Below are 16,920 nucleotides of genomic sequence, written 5' to 3'. Positions count from 1 at the left end.
CCAGCGAGTGGCTGAGTGGAAAAGCAATCAACCGAACGTTAAAAATTCGGCTGATTCACGCCGGAGCGCGATGGTTTACCCTACATTCGGGCCGCTGGAATATGGCGTGGGGATATCCTGTGAATCAGGAAGATATGGCGGGTACCAACCTGGCTTTTTCCTATATTGTATTACTCGGATTACGTAAAATAGGAACTGCAGTAGGAGAGCAGGAGGAAGAAGATTATCTGCATCATATCAACGTAGTGAACTGGCTAAATGGCGTTGCCGATGACCTTTTACCAAAGAATCTGCGGGAAGCCTACCTGCTTACCCGAGCCATTTCCCGGCGGCAGTTTGCCCCTTCGGAGGCAGGCGTAGGACTTACACGCTCGCTTCTCGACGCAATAGCTCGCCAGCTTGGTACGGCTAATCCTGAAACGGTTCGGAACCTCGCAGCCGGTGAAATGCGTTCCTTCCTGGGCGATCACTACGCCGATTGGCTCGGTATTCCAAATGTACCGGTTGAAAAGCGACTGGCAGGCTTGCTTGGTCGATTGCCTATTTTTCCGAATAAATAGAGGCCACTACGTTTCTATAATACACCTACCAATTTGTTTCAGTTAGAACCCATTGCCGCCCTTGCTACCGCCCCAGGTATTGGTGCCATCGCTGTTTTGCGGGTATCCGGTGCTGGTGCTATCGAACTTACTAACCGGATTTTTCGAGGCAAAGACCTTACCCAACAAGCCTCGCATACGGCTCATTTTGGAACACTGCGTAACCCGGATGGTAGCATTATTGACGAAGTGTTGATAACTGTTTTCCGGGCTCCCAAATCGTTTACAAAAGAGGATGTCGTTGAAATCTCGTGTCATGGTTCAGAATTTATTATCCAGCAGATACTACGTCGCCTAACGGCAGAAGGAGCCCGCCTGGCTCGTCCCGGTGAGTTTACACAACGGGCTTTCCTGAATGGCCAGTTTGATTTGGTTCAGGCTGAAGCCGTTGCCGACCTGATTGCTTCTGATTCGGATGCCAGCCACCGAGCCGCTCTCACACAGCTGCGTGGTGGTTTCTCGAAACAATTAAAAATTCTTCGTCAGCAACTTATCGATTTTGTTGCGTTAGTTGAACTGGAGCTCGATTTTGGTGAGGAAGATGTAGAGTTCGCCCATCGTCAGCAACTTCGACAGCTGATGCTTGATATTCGACGTGCGCTTCATCCGCTGATTGAGTCCTTTTCGGCAGGAAATGCGATAAAGAATGGAATACCAACGGTTATTGTTGGTAAACCAAATGCCGGAAAATCAACGTTGCTGAACGCCTTGCTCAATGAAGAAAAGGCGATTGTTTCCGATATTCCCGGAACAACCCGCGATGTCATTGAGGATGAATTGTTTATCGACGGTCTCCGCTTTCGGCTGATTGATACGGCAGGCTTACGGGAAGCCACTGATCAAATTGAAGTGATTGGTATTGAACGAACGCAGCAGAAAATGCGTGATGCCGCTCTGGTCGTTTATCTTTTCGATGGACGAAATATCTCTCCCGAAGCATTGCGAAGTGCAGTTAATGAGGTCCGCTCATTGGGTAAGCCATATTTATTGGTTGGAAATAAACTGGATGCGCTTACGGACGAAAAAAAACAGGTTATAGAAGCCATCGCCGACGAAAAAATTGTCTGGATCTCGGCCTCCCAACAAACGCATCTGGATGAGTTAAAAGCGGCTTTGTCGAACCGGGTACGTACTGATTCCGCTATTCAAACGGGTAGCGCGGTTGTAACAAATGTTCGTCACTACGAGCATTTAACAGGTACTGATGATGCGCTGGCTCGTGCAATATCGGGTCTGGAATCAGGCGTAACAGCTGATTGGCTGGCAATGGATTTACGGGTGGCCTTACAACATTTAGGTGAGTTGACGGGAGAAATTACCACTGACGATTTGCTCGATTCTATTTTCAGTAAGTTCTGTATCGGAAAGTAAGGGCAGTTAGTAACTCAATACCATACTACGTATAAAACTCACTTATAGCCCCGGAAATGGGCTTTTTTTGTACAGAGTTAGTGACAGCTTTTGTTTTCAGAAGCAAGTGTAAAAAACTCGTGGATTTAATCAGGCAATGTTACTGATATTCTGTGGGAGATTCTCGCGAAACGTTCCATATGGTATTTGGGTCTGCAAAGGTTACTCTTTGTCAGCTACCAGCGCTTTCCAGAAAAGGAAGGACAAGGGGTATGAATATTTATTAATTTAAGTTGCTTCGCTTGTAACAACCGTCAAGACTGAATGTGATTATGACAACTGAATTGATAATGTCTTACCTGATACATTAGTGATCAGAATAATACTTATCTGTATAAATGTATTAATAATTGTAGCTTTTGGTGAGTATATTGTATCCTATATCGCATTATAGTTTTATTTTATATTTCGTTTTGTTACTTGTATATAGTTTTTAATAATTTAAATGAAAGATAATTTACTGGAAAATAGTGCGTCGAATGAAAATAATTCTAGTCCTGAATTGATTTTAACGGATTGGCTTACTGCTGTCTATGAGCTATACAGTCAGTTTGAAATGCTCAATGCCTGTATACATAGAGAAATAGTAAAACCAAATCTTAGGCCAGAAGCGAACCGCTTTATCGGCCAATGTCCAGCACACCAACTTATAACGTTAAGCATTACAATACAAAGCGAGTTACAGCGATTAATCCAGGAAATGGATCAATTGTCAGGTCTTAAACTACAGATAATCGATAAAAACTATCAAAGGCTAGTGAGTCATACCAGTACGTTAAAGGAGCTAAGTCAGCAGGCTCAGGCCAAACTGTATTTAACCACATTGCCCAGGCTATAATAATGCATGGAATTGATAATGAACTCAAGCTCGTTTCAGACTTCTATAAAGGCTTTTTACAGCTAACTGAACCTCTTTGTTTGTCTGATAGTATTGACCGACCTGCTGTATATACGTTGTAACTAAGCGCTGAAACTTATCAAGCGACTTATCTTTTGATTCTATGTTTTCTTTTACCTGTTCTGGTTTCATGTTGTTTTTCATGTAATAATTATAGTTACACAAAGTAACTCGAAATATTTAAATAAAAATAGTATTCATATGAGAACTTAAGATTATAAATAAATTAATTTGTATACCAGTTGTTATTTATTAAATATACTTTGACTATGATACTATACAGCTAAGGGATATAATCTATCTACGTTTGAAAAAGAGAGTGTATAGATTATCAGCCGTTCTTATAAGGGTAGTTTTTCATAATTCGTACCGAAAAACGCATAAATCGTACAGTTCATCGAAAAGTGGGACGTCTAGCATAGTGTGCAGATTAGCTTTAGCGCATCTACATACATATGCCAGGGCAGATAAACTGCTCAATCCCCACTTAATCATGGCAAAACAGTTCTACTTATTATTAACGATTAACCTGATTACCCTTACTGGTTTTGCTCAGAGCAAGGGACTGCTAAAAGCAATCGGTAAAGCTCATGATAAAAGACCCATTGCGGTAAGTCATTCGGACGAAAAATGTAATGAAGTTGTTCGTTATAAGCGTAGTAAAGAAAGAGGGCAGGTTCAGTTTTTTTTACAGCTTACCGTAAAAGGCGGCACTGTTATCCCCCAACATGGAGCTACCGTTTTATTCAAAGATGGAGCTTCCATAGAATGGGTAGATGCTGTTGTTACGTCTACCTCTAAGGGCGATGAACTAACGAGTCAATGCTTAATCAAACTCACTGAGGAGGACGTTGAACATTTTCAGGAAAGAGAGATTGCACTTATTAGGCTGGCTACTCAGGAGCACATATTCGACAAAACGCAGTCGCTACGGGCGAAAAGCAAGATTAACCAGATAATCTGCGCCGACCTGCTGGGTATTGAATCTGATACGGTTGTTTGCCGGTAAAAGAGGGCAAAGGTTTCCTTGTATTGTCCCTTCTGTTTTTCATCACTTACACACTAGATGTATCCGAAGAAAACGGCCGGGGTGCTGAATAGAAAAATGCCTGACTCAATATGTCCAGGCATTTTTGTTAACTAAACTATTTATCCCAATGGGACATAGCAAAATTAAAGAAAGTTTGACATATGATGTCAGGCTTTAGGCAAGTATGGAACGAAGAAAAGCCATACTTGGTCAAACATTTGTCTGCCAATACGTATTGTTCTTTAACAAACACATTTATTCTCACTACGTATGGCAACGATTGCTTTGCATGGATTTGGACGGATTGGCCGTCAGTTTTTGCGGATTGGTCTGAAGAATAATTTATTTGTTCCCGTCTCTATTTCAGATATTAGGGATGAACCTACGTTAGCAGCTCTGTTCGCGGTCGATACCAACTACGGCCGTTGGCATGAACCGGTTTCGGGCAGTGAAGGTAAACTAACAGTTGGTGGTAGGGACATCCCTTATTTTAATTCAGCCAAAGAAGTACCCGATTGGAAAGCGTTGGGTGTCGATCTGGTGGTTGATTGCACGGGTAGAGCCACGACACGTGCTGGCGCACAAGCCCATTTAGACCGGGGTGCAAAATACGTGCTTATTAGCGCTCCCAGTAAATCGCTGGCAGACTGCGATGCGGTGCTTCTAAAAGGGATTAATCTGGAAACGTTTGATCCTGCCAATCATCATATTATTAGCATGGGTAGCTGTACTACTAATGCTCTGGCGTCCGTCGTAAAGGTGATCCTTGAGAATTTTGGTATTCAGTACGGTCTTTTCTCAACCGTGCACTCGTACACCAATACACAATCGTTAACAGATCAGCCCATGAAGGATCGACGCGACTCCTGGGCAGCCACCGAAAATATTATTCCCTCATCGTCGGGGGCGGCCCGTGCGTTGCAGTTTATCTGGAAAGATCTCAAAATCACTGGGAAAGCATATCGTGTACCGACGCGCACAGGTAGCATTGCGGAGCTGAACCTGGTTACTGAAAAAGATTGCTCGGTCCAGGAAGTAAACGATGCATTCCGAAAAGCAGCTAGTGATGGCCCGCTGAAAGGGGTTATGGACGTACTGGAGGAAGAATGGGCTTCTTCCCGCATTGTGGCCGATCCGCATTCATCCATTATTGATCTGCCTTTAACGGCTAAAGAAGGAAACTTGCTGTCGGTAGCGGCTTGGTACGATAATGAATGGGGTTTTTCAAATCGTTTGGCTGAAGTAGCCGCATTCCTGGCCGAACGAATTTAAGTTTCTTACTCAAGTAAACAGTAAAAACCGCAGGTCATAATGGCCTGTGATTTTTACTGTTTACTGGCTTATCCTCTGATGATTTCAGCGAACTATTTTACTTGAAAGCTAAGTCAATAAATTATCTTGCTGAACGGAACGCCGACGCTCAAATTTATTGACATGTTATCGCTGAACGTTTGGCGCGTAACCAATTGATGAGTTACATCAAAATAGCTGAATCGGAATTCGAAATTTGCTGAAGGTGCTCCCGCTTTATCGATTAATACAATCGGGATACCCACTATCCAATTTAATGGTTTATGAATACCTATATTTTGTTCAAGCGTAGTGCTTATGCCAATGTGAGAATCGGGTGGATAATAGACAAATCCTACTTTGGCTTTCGGCGTAAGAAAAGTCTGGTACGATCCGACGAACAGCGTATTTATCTTTTGTTGACGTAACGTAACACTATCTACTCCGCCTGCATTTTTATACTGCTCATAATTAACACGCTCCAGTGAATAATTCTGCGTTGAATTAGTCAAGGATAAGCCCGCTTCTACTGTTAAAAAAAACCTGCCTGACTTTTTTGTTTCCCAGAATCGCGTGTGATTAATTGATAATTCGAATGGATATGATTTTTTCGTTTCCGTAGCAGAACGTATTGACTGAACAACCGTAAAACGCTGTAAGATAACAGGGACATAAAAGCTGAGATTTGTCCAGTGCGTTGTAATACGTTTGTATCGAACTGTTTCGATTAGTTCCTGATATTGTGAATCCGCAAATTTTCTCGAAAATTCATCAATTAGCTTTGCGTAAAAACGGCTTCGAATATCGTCTTTAACCTTTGTAAATTCTGGGTTGGTCAGGCTACCTTGTTTGAGTTGTAATAGTGAATTCGTAAACTCCTCTTCTCTTTTTTTTATCTCCTGTTCTATCAATACCAAAAGCGATTCACGATAGGCATCCATTACGTTCTTCTCAAGGCAATTATGTAAAACAGTTTTGGGTTTACTAATCCAGGTCTTTTTGAACGTAGCACCCAGCTCATTAGAAAACGGTTTTTCGGTAAAAGCGGAGATAAATGCATTGGCTACGTTAGCTCTTACGCCTACTACATAAAAAGAACGGACGGGTTCATCGGTTCCGGTTGGCTGGAATAAATTATGATTGAGGGAAAATATGCCATCAAGAGTATTGAGAGTGATGTAGTTTTTGTATAGCGAAAGGCTCTTATAATCAGTAAGATAGCTACCGATTTTGTCGGATAGAAAAAGGTTCATGGCCCGGTTGGAAATAAGCTGCTGATTGGTGCAAGACTCACTCCGTATGGTTTCGTGGATAGTCTGTAGGTCAGAAATCAACTGTTCCGGTGATTGGGCATGAAGCGTAAAAGAGCAGCTTACCAGACAGAGAATTAGCTTATAAATTTTACCCATTGTTTGCTGCCAGTAAATCCTTTAACGTAGTGAAATTATCCGCTACGTTTACTCGATAATCGGACAGTTTTACCGTATTTAAAAAGTCGTTGGAAAATAAATCCGCCATCTGTTTTGATAGCAGTATACTTCGCATATCTTTCCATTCGTCGTCGGCCTGCCCATACATTATGTCGACCAAATTAGGGAATGACCATGGCGCATTTTTACCCCAGTGTAGTGTAAACTTTATTCCATTATCTATAAACGATTTTATCACTTCTGTCAGAAAATCATTTAGAGAAATCATGTTTTGATTTCCCTGCCAGGGAATACCGTCGACTTCTAAAATACAGGTTGCAGGAAACTTCGTAAATGCCAGGGTTGCTTTTGATGCTTTTACAAACCGCATGGACAGAATGCCGGGTATGGGGCCCATATCATTCATTAATTTTATAAAAAGATCAAGTGCTTTTGTCGCCTGGGCTATATTGATGCCAAAACCGCAGCCAAAGGCAGCGCTCGATTGAGAGGTATCCCAAAAAATTTCGCCCAATGTGCCTTCTATAGTATCATCGACCGTAGGGAAGGCCTCACTACGTAGCGCGTCCAGGATTTTAGGAATAATTCGTTTGTGTTTCGCGGCAAAATTGGACACCCAGGTTGGTATATCTTTGAATATCGCTTTTTGTATGAACGGGACAGGATTGGGATAATCAGTTCGGTACGGTTTTTTATAAATAATTTCGGTTACAAAATCTTCATCGGCCCGGTACGGATTAATATAAAGTTTGTAATGATACGGTCTGATTACGGTTCCATCGGGTTGGATTTCCTCCTGAATTTTAAAGGCTGCGTTTATGAAATCCAGGTTGGTTGCGATTTGTAAAGCATCGACTCGATTAATCTTTTTAACGTAGCGTTTCAACAGGAACAAATCGTCGACTTCAAGTACTACGCCATGAATTACGCCGAATGACCCTAAACTGATTAAGGCGGCATTGAACAGATTATCGTTACGTATCGGTCTTGACCGAATGCTCCTGGCGAAATCATCATTCAAGGCGGGCGCTGTTTCCCGTTCCAGATAAACAAGGTCGTTGGGGCCAGGGCCAATAATAAGCTGAATACCTACCACACAATCCTGAATCGATCCTGCGTCGATTGCTGACCCATGAACGCCTGTCGAAATAGCCCCGGCTATGGTTTGGCCATTGCTGGCCCCGCAGGTTTTTAGTGATTTCCCTTTTTTGAACAAAAACTCAGAGATTTCTTTGACCGTATTGCCGCACTGAAACAGGAAAAGGTTCTCTGCTCGGTAAGAAGTTGACGTGTGTAGCTGTGCATCGGTAATTTCTTTCTTGATGGTCAATCTGGCATTGAAAAGCATTCGATCGCTCTGATGCGCTACGTTCGATAACGACCAGGCACTACCGTAAGCTCTGAACCGTTCGTGCTTATCGATACTGTCCTGAATCAGTCCCTGAATGGCCAGGCTACTATCGTTGAAGCGATTCAGGAGCGAGGTTATCGTCCGGTCCGTATTGATATCCAATAAGGTTTTGGTCGGGAATGGGCCGTTAAAATGGTAGTTGTTCCATTCGGTGAGGTGGTGGGTCGTTACATTCGCCATAGCATTCAGTCGTTTGATTCTTTCAGGCAGACGTATTTCACTTTAATGGATTTCCGTTTCCCGAAGGTGAACGTATTACGTAGCATGGCACCGAAGGTGATTTTGTATTCGACTGAATGAAAGCCGCCCTCAGCACAGACTGGTACGGCCATTACGTTATTTTGCAGTAGGGAGAGTGGAACAACCGTATCAATAACCATCACTTGCTTGCCCTGGTAAAAGCCTAATTCGTGGTTCATCGGATCTGGCTGTGCCGTTCCTCGTTGATTTGACACAATCACGGAGTAGGAACAAGCCTGCAGAAAAACCGTCAGTCCAATAAAGAGGAGGCCCTTGCCCGACAGTGAAGACAACATGGTTCGCTTGATTGAGGTATAACTGAAGAGGGTAAGCTGCAGCGAACCATGTCCAGTGACTTCCAGTGCCTTCGGGATTTTTCGGATTCGCTTTAGCTTAGTGTGAATGTAGAAGAATCCCGAAGGCAGTTGCCAATGATTTTAGCGAACGGCTGAAAAAGATAATATCTGTTAATCAACAGGTTACCGATAAGAAATGAGTGCCGATCAAATCGACCGGCTTGCGCAGGGAATCAGGCGATTCGCCATCGTAACGATCAATGACCAGCTATGTCTTACACGAACTCGGCAAGCTGCTCCTGCTGAACCGACCGACAGGAACAGGGCAGGTTAGTGGTCGCTACCAGCGGGCTCAATTCATTACGTGTCAGTGTCTGGATGGCTCCACCCGGCTCCGGCTCGAACGTAACGTGGTAATTGTTTATAGCTGCCGGAACGTTGGTAAATAACCAGTTGCGATTTTCTTTCGAAACGATAAATAGTCCGTTATCATCGCCGAGAGCAGCAAAGTCGTGCATGGGTTTGGATTTGCTGAAAGGCTTAACCCCAAAATGCTTTGATAGCTGATAGGTTGTTTTAACGACACAGGGCGTAACAATTCCCAACTCACTAATGCCCTGAAACAGATCTTCAGCAGTCAGGTTAGAATCAACAGAAGGTAAATCGTGGCGGGCAATGAATTCCAGTATGTTGCCGTTGTTGTCGAAAAAATAAGCGGATCGGGCTCGCCAGGCCGGAAATTCGGCAATTGTCTGCCCCTGCGCTTGTGTGTCCATATAATCCAGCGAAAACCAGTACATACACATCTCCAGCATGCCGCTCGGTACGTTAATCGCGAAGTGATACGGTGCTACCGGGTACGCTACAGACCGGAAAATTAACTGAGTCCAGCCTACTTGTAGTGTCAGCGAATCCGCCGATTCATCAACAATAGGTAAATCTAAGCGACGTGTATAAAATTCGCGGGTGGCTGTAAGGTTGGCCGTTTCCAGTTCGATGGTTAGAAGTTTCATGCGTGAGCGGTGAATCGTTTTTACGTGGGTTGTGTGGCACATCAAAATTGAACAAATCAACGGATCAAACCAGCTACGTAACGGGTGAACCTACGGAACCGTGAGGTGAAGCTGCACTTTGCGGGCATCAATTGACAGCCTTACTTGTGCAGACGAATTTCTGTCCGGAAAGAGAGATACGGGCTACGTGTGTCGGTTCGATTGGTACGTAACGGCTGATATTCTGCTGATTCTTCGTAGTTTTAACCAATTGTTTCTGAAATGAGGTGGGCCTGAAACTAAACCGATTTACCAAGCAGGATACGTGGATTGCCGTGGGTCTGGTGCCCGCTTATATTGCTTTTCTGAACTATATGTTGTTCGGAGAAACGTATTTCAGGCAGCTCGATACGTTCCTGTTAGCTACACTTAGCACGGCCGTACTCTGGACTCCCGTTTATTTTTTACACGCTGTACCCGCGGCCTATCTGCGCGATCAATATCCGGCCGTCCGGCAAACCTGGATACGGTTAGTCTTGGCGCTTATGATTCATATTCTGATGTCGTCAGCGATTATCAGTTTTTTGTTCTACGGGTATAAGTGGGTTCGTTTTCCTGCTTATACGTTTGATGCAACTCGTTATTACTGGACGCTGCTGCTGAGTATGATCGGGAATTTGATTGCGAATGTTATTCACGAAAGCGTGTACACATTTGAGAAATGGACCGAGACGCTTCAGCAAACGGAACGGCTGAAAAAAATCAACCTACAGAGTCGGCTAGAAAGTCTCAAACAACAGGTAAATCCGCATTTTCTTTTCAATTCGCTCAACACGCTTTCTTCCCTGATCGATAATGATCCCGACAAAGCCGAGCAGTTTGTGGAGGAGCTGGCCAGCGTCTACCGCTATCTGCTGCATACGAACGAAGCCGAGTTGACAAGTTTGCAAACGGAACTCACCTTTATCAATTCCTATTTTCATCTGCTGAAAACCCGTTACGGAAATGGTATTGATTTACACGTAGCCATCAGTGACGACTTTCAGGCAGCTCAATTGCCTCCCCTTACGCTTCAGATGCTGGTCGAAAATGCGGTAAAACACAACATAATTCTCCCTGACCAACCTTTGTCGATACGTATCGAAACGGATACAAACGGGCGCCTGGTGGTGGCTAATAACGTACAGCGGAAGAATAGCCGGGTTCTGTCGAATGGGGTAGGATTGGCGAACATCGCTACAAAATACCAACTGCTCGGGCACGGAAATCTGGAAATACTGGACGAGCCAGCCGCGTTCACCGTAACGATTCCGCTTATACTAAATGGTAGTCATTCGTAATTACATTACCGATGTGATCTCTACCTGGCTGTTGTAAAGCTCTGGCAGAAAAAACTCGAAATTGCCAACTTCTTCTACGTTGTGTTTTAACCAGGCTAAACCCATTGCACGAGGAAAAATAAAGCGGTGCATGACCGGGTTAATCAGCCACCGACCCCGCAGACTTTCGTGACCAACCTGCATGCGTGAGCGGTAAAGCGTTCCACCGGCCACCGGAATAAAGCGATGCGCCAGTCGGTAAACTTCCATACCCAGAATACGTATCACCAACGTAATGCCTTCTGTATCCAGTTTAATGACTTCTTCCATGCTATCGACCAGGTGCTTCATGTTTCCGCCAAAGGCTTCAACAATGTGGAAGTGAGCCCCAACGCCTGCGCCACCGTCCGGCGCGGGCTTTTTCAGTTCCCAGTGGATATGATCGATAGGATGCCAGATTAAATAACGAGGGTACGTTTTACCTTCATGCGGCATCAAATCCCCAATATGCTGAAACCACCAGAGCAACATGTCGGGCGTTACGTTCCGAATTACGTTATGGTTAATGAGTAATTCGAAACTACCGTACGGCAGCGTATTAAAAGCAGTTTGGGCACTGTCGAGCGATTTCATTTTCCAGCTAAATGGCCGAGCCGGAGGAAGTTTCCATTTCATAAAGTAGACTAAAAATCGACGTTGTAGAGTGTTTTAAATTGCTGCTCATTGACACTCGGCGGCAATAACCTGAATGCGTTGTTACGTAGCCATACAAGGGCTGGATTCTGTACCTGCGCGATCTGACCAATACGTCGGGAATTGTCGATGATGTAATGCGTTCGTTTCAGACGACGCCCTTCAAATCGTTTAAATGCATCAACTGCAGAGCCCCCGGCCTTTAGTTCATCTGCCAGTACAACAGCATCCTCAATGGCCTGACAGGCACCTTGCCCCATGTTTGGTGTTGTTGCGTGTGCGGCATCACCTACTAAGACAATGTTGTCAAACGCGTATTTCGATAGGGGCTTAAGATCAATAATATCGTTCCAGAGCAAATTCTCATTCCTGGTGCGGGCCAGTACGTCCGGGATAGGATTATGATAGTCGCCAAAAATTTTCAGCAAATCATCCGTTGTGAACTGTCGCATCCGCACATCGTTGGCTGGTGCGTTAAGGCAGGCAAACCAGTATAACTGATTGTTGGCCAACGGAACCAGACCGATACGTCCGTTAGCGCCCCAGGTTTCGGTAGCCTCCGATAAGTTCAGTCCCCGGCTGTCGATGACCGACCGCCAGCAGGTATAGCCGCTGTAGCGTGGTGCGCTATCGGGGAGTAGCTGTTGCCGGATAGGGGAGTGGATACCGTCCGAAACGATCAGGTAATCAGTTTGATGAACGGTTTCATCGTCAAATAGTATCCGCACCTGCCCTGCGTTCTGCTCAACCGAGATGGCGCGCTTGCCCGTAAATAAAGGCTTGTTTTTTAAGTGTTTTAGTAATTCCTGATGCAAAGCGGCCCGGTGAATGGTAAAATTATCGGTGCCATATTTGCGACTGATCGCCCGGCTGTCTGTCCGTGTAATGCTACGTCCCTGCTGATCGCAGATGACAAACGCTTCGAGTACCCGACCCGCCTGAAGAATGGAATCGGCAATTCCCAGTTTTTGAAAAGCCTTTACCGCATTTGCCGCCAACGCAAGCCCAGCGCCCAATGGCTTAATGACTGGTGCCGCTTCAAAGATCGTAACCTGAAGGCCAAGCTGCCGAAGCGCAATGGCTGTTGTTAAACCGGCTATCCCGGCACCGATGATGGTGAATTGTTTACCGCTTTCCATAGGGTATAAAAATCAGATACAGAACGTAAGTTCGTTTAACGATTGAATTACTACGTAGCACTTCGTCTTACGCCCTGTATCGGTAGTTTAGTCCTGATTATTCGTAACGGATTCCGTAACGGGCCGAGGTAGCCATAATCTCATTGACTACATCAGTTGGCGGAGGTCCCTGGGGTGCTGGAGGCAATGCGGCTTCCGGCGCTTCTTCGCTCAGTTCATAGAAAAAGCCTTCAAAGTAACCCGGTGTGAGATATACGAGTGCTTTGGCAGACGGTGTAATCACCTCAAAGGCGTGCGGAACAAGGCGCGGCATAAAAATAGTGTTGCCCGCTTTGGCATCAATAACCCGATCCCCAACTGTAAAACGCATGTTACCCTCCTGAATATAAAACAACTCGTCTTCGCGTTCGTGAATGTGCTTATGAGGTTCACTGCCTTTACGTAGCGTCATTTCGATAAGAGCGAACGTACCATTCGTTTGTGCCGTTGTTACGTGAAACTGCATTAAATGGCCGTGGTGCCAACGTAACGCGCCTGCCTGAACGCCCGATAAAGATTGACTGATTGTCATTGTGTTAAAAAGATTAGTGTGTTAAAAATTGAATTAACGCACCAAAGTTGGCCTGACCGATTCGGCTAACCGGGCCTGTTAACCGTCAACCGGAAGAAAAGAAAGGTGAACCGTGCGGGGAAATAAATGAAGCGGGAATGGGTCGTTGTTCGCTCAGTAAAGACAAACTAAATTAGCCTGTGTAGGCTTGTACGGTCGGAATTACCATGAGCAGCCGCCTTATTTATACCATTTGCCGTATTTTTGCCATCTATGGCGTGAAAAGTAAGCCAGTAAACCCCAGAGTATATGTCTGTTACGTCCCAGGCTGAATTAGAAGGTATTCAGAAAATCAGCGAAATAGTCGGAACCGTGCTGAAATTGATGCGCCAACATGCCCAGCCGGGTATGACAACCAAAGAACTGGATGACTTTGGCGGAGCTATCCTCAACGACCTGGGAGCAAAATCAGCGCCCAGATTGACCTATGGATTTCCGGGCTGGACCTGTATCAGTATAAATGATGAGATAGCGCATGGCATTCCGTCAAGTTCAACGGTCCTGAAAGAAGGCGATCTGGTAAACATCGACGTATCGGCTGAACTGAATGGATTCTGGGCCGATAATGGCGGATCGTTTGTGCTGGGCAACGACTTCCATCGGCATACCAGTCTGGTCGAAACGTCAAAACGAATATTACAACGCGCCATCAGTCAGATCAAAGGGGGTGTGCGTATGGCCGATATTGGCCGTCTGATTGAAACAGATGCCAAACGAGCCAATTTTAAAGTGATTCGCAATTTAGTAGGTCATGGCGTTGGCCGGAGCCTTCACGAAGAACCCACGGAAATTCCCTGTTTTTACGACCGGTCCAACACCGCCCGCTTTCGGAAAAACACCGTAGTGGCCATTGAAACGTTTATTTCGACGCGCGCTACATATGCCCGCGAAAAGGGTGACGGCTGGACATATATAACCGGCGACCGAAGTTTTGTGGCTCAACATGAACATACTATCCTGATAACTGATAGCCAGCCAGTTATTCTGACTGCTTCCAACGAATTATGGACGTAGCACGGATGCCTCCTGGTACGTCCATAGTGTAAATTTGTTGTCTTTGTCTGGTTAAAAAAGCGGCTTTAGTAACTTACTTAACCGGGTTATCCGTCTTTGCGAACGAAGTCTGAGCGCTTTTACGGTACTTTTGTTATAGCCGGAATTTTTCTGCCGATGTTAATGGATTCCATGAAATCACTCTTTGTTCCAATAGCTACGCTTACGCTTATGATCGTTACGGCTTTCAAGACCGAAACGGTTCTGGTCGACGTAGTGTCAACTGAGCGAAATAGAAATTCACCGATTGCTGTCTGTACAACGGGTGTTTGTAAAGTGCCTTCGCGTGCGGCTGCGTTACGTTCCAGCGCATCAACGAAACCAATTGACGGGCAGAGCGCCGGTACAGCTGATATGGTGCTCATCAAAGGAGGGGCGTTTCAGATGGGTTCGGCCGATTTTCCAGACGCTAAGCCGGTTCATACCGTATCAGTGAATAGTTTCTGGATGGACACGCACGAAGTGACGAACGCTCAGTTTGAAAAATTCGTCCGCGCCACGCACTACGTAACGGTAGCCGAGCGCCCCCTGAAAGCTTCTGATTATCCGGGCGTACCGGCGGATAAGTTAGTGCCCGGCTCGGCCGTTTTCACCCCTCCAACTCAGGCTGTGTCGCTGGCGAATCCATTAGCCTGGTGGCAATACGTACCGAGCGCCAACTGGCGACATCCGCAGGGACCAAAAAGTACAATCGCGGGGAAAGGAAATGATCCGGTCGTGCAGGTTTGTTACGAAGATGCTGCGGCCTATGCCAAATGGGCTGGTAAACGGCTGCCAACCGAAGCCGAGTGGGAATTTGCGGCTCGGGCTGGTCGGAAAAATGCTACGTATTACTGGGGAAGTGAACTGAAGCCGGGTGGTAAATGGGTGGCCAATATTTTTCAGGGCCGCTTCCCGAACAACAACACAAACGAAGATGGTTTTCGGACGCTGGCCCCCGTAAAAACCTACCCGGCCAACCCGAATGGTTTGTACGACCTGGATGGCAACGTGTGGGAATGGTGCAGCGATTTGTACCGTCCGGATTATTACCAGAAAAGCCCATCCAATAACCCCAAAGGCCCTAAAGACAGCTACGATCCCGACGAACCCGGTCTGGAAAAACATGTGCAGCGTGGTGGCTCTTTCCTGTGCAGCGATCAATATTGCATCCGTTACAAAGCCGGTAGCCGCGGAAAAGGCGAAACGACCAGCGCCAGCAACAACCTGGGCTTTCGCTGCGTCAAATCGGCTCAGTAACGTAGCGCCAGCTTTAAGGCAATCATAGAAAACACTTGTTGCCGAAGCAACGAGAATTTAACGAAAATTCATGGCCCGCCGTTGTGGTGAGAATCCTGGTGATGCTCATAACTGGCAACGAATCACATTAAGTATTTTACTTACATTTTAGTGGTTAGTTATACAACTGCCTTCAGAAAAGTACCATTTTTTGCTCGATCAATAAGTTGTACTCTACTTAGAGCAGTTGTATAACTGATTTTATGTTATGTGAGATTTCATTGTAAAGACACTCTATATATGTTTCGAATAAAAACGAAAAAATGCAAATATAACAGTCTATTCAGTCAGGCTTTTTAGCTTACTTAACTCCTTCCTATTAGCTTCTTGAGTTAGTTGGCAGATGTCTGTATAAAATGTATTGTTCGAACCTGTTTCTGTTATAGTTTTCTTGACCTTGCCTTTTCCTTGCCGAACAATAATGCTTTTTTGCTTCCAGCTATTACCGTAGACTATATACTCTTTCCCTATTTCAAATACGTACCCACACGAACCGCTGTCCGTACCGGAGATGATGGATATTGTATCCGGCATGTCTATGGGTGATTTATACTTTTTCTCAACGGCAAGCTTATATATTTTGTAGGGCCAAATCGTATAGCTTAACTGATCTGAACCCGGCCTTTTGAAAGCAGCAGTTGTGTCAGCATAGTTGGCCACACCAATTATTTTGCCAACAACAACCATATCTGCTATCCCTAACTCATTCTCTGTAGTTTGTCTATCTTTCCCAACACAAGTACAAGCGTAAGCTGACTTTTGTCTAATCATTAAAAGGAAAATTATAGCAGTTAGAAGAAGGTATAAAGAGCTAGTTTTCACGATTTTCTTCTGTTGTATAAGTGGCATTATGTTAGCTAGCCTTTTCAAAGTAAGGATTTTTCGCTAGTTCATTGTCAATCGCTACAATACAAGTTGGATTATCCTTGGCAAGTATAAATGCGTTATCCCAAATATCAATTGACAACTGGAAGTCTCCTGGCTCAGAACTAATTATTACAAGAAGTTCATCATTGACCCACACATCCTCACTAGAAATGATTTGGGGATTTATCCTCTTGAGCGCATTGGTCAGATCCTTTATAAACTCAGGAGTTGAGCTATTGAGCTGAAACTCTAGTAAGAGTTCGGTTGGCTTATCAAATGGAGATCTTACTCTGTATGTGTAGTATCTATCCAACCTGTAGTGAGTTCAAAAGTGTTGTATAATCTGTGTGGCTGTTGCAAAAGTC

Annotated in this window: 17 protein-coding genes; 8 read left to right on the top strand and 9 right to left on the bottom strand. The window is 44.9% G+C overall.

Annotated features, from left to right (window positions below):
• The 3 genes from ACOJS8_RS15315 to ACOJS8_RS15305 all read left to right on the top strand — a co-directional run.
• The coding region (locus tag ACOJS8_RS15315; protein WP_420149415.1) for an oxygenase MpaB family protein at positions 1-560 on the top strand (560 nt) is incomplete at its 5' end.
• Between the two features lie 33 nt (positions 561-593).
• Positions 594-1,970 (top strand): tRNA uridine-5-carboxymethylaminomethyl(34) synthesis GTPase MnmE, encoded by a 1,377-nt coding sequence (gene mnmE / locus ACOJS8_RS15310; RefSeq protein WP_420149414.1) that lies wholly within the window; start codon positions 594-596, stop codon positions 1,968-1,970.
• A 484-nt stretch (positions 1,971-2,454) separates the two neighbouring features.
• A complete protein-coding gene (locus ACOJS8_RS15305; RefSeq protein WP_420149413.1) occupies positions 2,455-2,847 on the top strand; it encodes a hypothetical protein in 393 nt (130 codons plus the stop codon).
• A 24-nt stretch (positions 2,848-2,871) separates the two neighbouring features.
• On the opposite strand, the gene ACOJS8_RS15300 is transcribed toward ACOJS8_RS15305, so the two are convergent.
• Positions 2,872-3,051 carry a hypothetical protein gene (locus tag ACOJS8_RS15300; protein WP_420149412.1) on the bottom strand — a complete coding sequence of 60 codons (180 nt, stop codon included), beginning with the start codon at positions 3,049-3,051 and terminating at the stop codon, positions 2,872-2,874.
• Positions 3,052-3,400: 349 nt separating this feature from the next.
• Here ACOJS8_RS15300 and ACOJS8_RS15295 point away from each other — a divergent pair, with 349 nt between their 5' ends.
• Together ACOJS8_RS15295 and ACOJS8_RS15290 are read left to right on the top strand one after the other, a co-directional pair.
• The gene (locus ACOJS8_RS15295; RefSeq protein ID WP_420149411.1) at positions 3,401-3,916 is read left to right on the top strand and encodes a hypothetical protein; all 516 of its coding nucleotides are present in this window, start codon (positions 3,401-3,403) and stop codon (positions 3,914-3,916) included.
• 291 nt (positions 3,917-4,207) lie between these two features.
• On the top strand, positions 4,208-5,209 hold the full coding sequence (locus ACOJS8_RS15290) for a type I glyceraldehyde-3-phosphate dehydrogenase (protein WP_420149410.1): 1,002 nt from the start codon (positions 4,208-4,210) through the stop codon (positions 5,207-5,209).
• 113 nt (positions 5,210-5,322) lie between these two features.
• Here ACOJS8_RS15290 and ACOJS8_RS15285 read toward each other — a convergent pair whose 3' ends face one another.
• The 4 genes from ACOJS8_RS15285 to ACOJS8_RS15270 all read right to left on the bottom strand — a co-directional run bounded on the left by ACOJS8_RS15285 (position 5,323) and on the right by ACOJS8_RS15270 (position 9,617).
• On the bottom strand, positions 5,323-6,636 hold the full coding sequence (locus tag ACOJS8_RS15285; RefSeq protein ID WP_420149409.1) for a hypothetical protein: 1,314 nt from the start codon (positions 6,634-6,636) through the stop codon (positions 5,323-5,325).
• On the bottom strand, positions 6,629-8,248 hold the full coding sequence (locus ACOJS8_RS15280) for an FAD-binding protein (protein WP_420149408.1): 1,620 nt from the start codon (positions 8,246-8,248) through the stop codon (positions 6,629-6,631). The genes ACOJS8_RS15285 and ACOJS8_RS15280 overlap by 8 nt, the downstream gene beginning before the upstream one ends.
• A 5-nt stretch (positions 8,249-8,253) precedes the next feature.
• On the bottom strand, positions 8,254-8,604 hold the full coding sequence (locus tag ACOJS8_RS15275; protein WP_420149407.1) for a hypothetical protein: 351 nt from the start codon (positions 8,602-8,604) through the stop codon (positions 8,254-8,256).
• Positions 8,605-8,879: 275 nt separating this feature from the next.
• Positions 8,880-9,617 (bottom strand): VOC family protein, encoded by a 738-nt coding sequence (locus ACOJS8_RS15270; protein ID WP_420149406.1) that lies wholly within the window; start codon positions 9,615-9,617, stop codon positions 8,880-8,882.
• 266 nt (positions 9,618-9,883) lie between these two features.
• Here ACOJS8_RS15270 and ACOJS8_RS15265 point away from each other — a divergent pair, with 266 nt between their 5' ends.
• On the top strand, positions 9,884-10,936 hold the full coding sequence (locus ACOJS8_RS15265; RefSeq protein WP_420149405.1) for a sensor histidine kinase: 1,053 nt from the start codon (positions 9,884-9,886) through the stop codon (positions 10,934-10,936).
• Here the strand turns inward: ACOJS8_RS15265 and ACOJS8_RS15260 are convergent, their stop codons facing one another.
• From ACOJS8_RS15260 to ACOJS8_RS15250, 3 genes are all read right to left on the bottom strand, one after another.
• Positions 10,937-11,590 (bottom strand): DAPG hydrolase family protein, encoded by a 654-nt coding sequence (locus ACOJS8_RS15260; RefSeq protein WP_420149404.1) that lies wholly within the window; start codon positions 11,588-11,590, stop codon positions 10,937-10,939.
• Positions 11,591-11,598: 8 nt separating this feature from the next.
• Entirely contained in the window at positions 11,599-12,747 is a 1,149-nt protein-coding gene (locus ACOJS8_RS15255; protein WP_420149403.1) for an FAD-dependent monooxygenase, read from the bottom strand.
• Positions 12,748-12,844: 97 nt separating this feature from the next.
• On the bottom strand, positions 12,845-13,318 hold the full coding sequence (locus ACOJS8_RS15250; RefSeq protein ID WP_420149402.1) for a cupin domain-containing protein: 474 nt from the start codon (positions 13,316-13,318) through the stop codon (positions 12,845-12,847).
• 288 nt (positions 13,319-13,606) lie between these two features.
• Between ACOJS8_RS15250 and map the strand changes: the two genes are divergently transcribed.
• Entirely contained in the window at positions 13,607-14,371 is a 765-nt protein-coding gene (gene map / locus ACOJS8_RS15245; RefSeq protein ID WP_420149401.1) for a type I methionyl aminopeptidase, read from the top strand.
• 171 nt (positions 14,372-14,542) lie between these two features.
• Positions 14,543-15,649: a formylglycine-generating enzyme family protein gene (locus tag ACOJS8_RS15240; RefSeq protein WP_420149400.1), complete on the top strand. Its 1,107-nt coding sequence runs from the start codon at positions 14,543-14,545 to the stop codon at positions 15,647-15,649.
• Between the two features lie 318 nt (positions 15,650-15,967).
• Here ACOJS8_RS15240 and ACOJS8_RS15235 read toward each other — a convergent pair whose 3' ends face one another.
• Positions 15,968-16,537 (bottom strand): hypothetical protein, encoded by a 570-nt coding sequence (locus ACOJS8_RS15235; RefSeq protein WP_420149399.1) that lies wholly within the window; start codon positions 16,535-16,537, stop codon positions 15,968-15,970.
• Positions 16,538-16,920 lie beyond the last annotated feature (383 nt).

The sequence above is a fragment of the Spirosoma sp. genome (assembly GCF_048594605.1).
Taxonomy (GTDB): domain Bacteria; phylum Bacteroidota; class Bacteroidia; order Cytophagales; family Spirosomataceae; genus Spirosoma.
The sequence above is the reverse complement of the archived record's forward strand: the minus strand, read 5'-3'. Positions and strand labels throughout refer to the sequence as shown.

Bases quoted from the DNA above. Each gene is read 5' to 3' on its own strand.
- ACOJS8_RS15290 (WP_420149410.1), top strand. From the start codon at position 4,208: ATGGCAACGATTGCTTTGCATGGATTTGGACGGATTGGCCGTCAGTTT.
- ACOJS8_RS15295 (WP_420149411.1), top strand. From the start codon at position 3,401: ATGGCAAAACAGTTCTACTTATTATTAACGATTAACCTGATTACCCTT.
- ACOJS8_RS15300 (WP_420149412.1), bottom strand. From the start codon at position 3,051: ATGAAAAACAACATGAAACCAGAACAGGTAAAAGAAAACATAGAATCA.
- ACOJS8_RS15260 (WP_420149404.1), bottom strand. From the start codon at position 11,590: ATGAAATGGAAACTTCCTCCGGCTCGGCCATTTAGCTGGAAAATGAAA.
- ACOJS8_RS15280 (WP_420149408.1), bottom strand. From the start codon at position 8,248: ATGGCGAATGTAACGACCCACCACCTCACCGAATGGAACAACTACCAT.
- ACOJS8_RS15235 (WP_420149399.1), bottom strand. From the start codon at position 16,537: ATGCCACTTATACAACAGAAGAAAATCGTGAAAACTAGCTCTTTATAC.
- ACOJS8_RS15275 (WP_420149407.1), bottom strand. From the start codon at position 8,604: ATGTTGTCTTCACTGTCGGGCAAGGGCCTCCTCTTTATTGGACTGACG.
- ACOJS8_RS15240 (WP_420149400.1), top strand. From the start codon at position 14,543: ATGAAATCACTCTTTGTTCCAATAGCTACGCTTACGCTTATGATCGTT.
- ACOJS8_RS15255 (WP_420149403.1), bottom strand. From the start codon at position 12,747: ATGGAAAGCGGTAAACAATTCACCATCATCGGTGCCGGGATAGCCGGT.
- ACOJS8_RS15305 (WP_420149413.1), top strand. From the start codon at position 2,455: ATGAAAGATAATTTACTGGAAAATAGTGCGTCGAATGAAAATAATTCT.
- ACOJS8_RS15250 (WP_420149402.1), bottom strand. From the start codon at position 13,318: ATGACAATCAGTCAATCTTTATCGGGCGTTCAGGCAGGCGCGTTACGT.
- ACOJS8_RS15270 (WP_420149406.1), bottom strand. From the start codon at position 9,617: ATGAAACTTCTAACCATCGAACTGGAAACGGCCAACCTTACAGCCACC.
- map (WP_420149401.1), top strand. From the start codon at position 13,607: ATGTCTGTTACGTCCCAGGCTGAATTAGAAGGTATTCAGAAAATCAGC.
- ACOJS8_RS15285 (WP_420149409.1), bottom strand. From the start codon at position 6,636: ATGGGTAAAATTTATAAGCTAATTCTCTGTCTGGTAAGCTGCTCTTTT.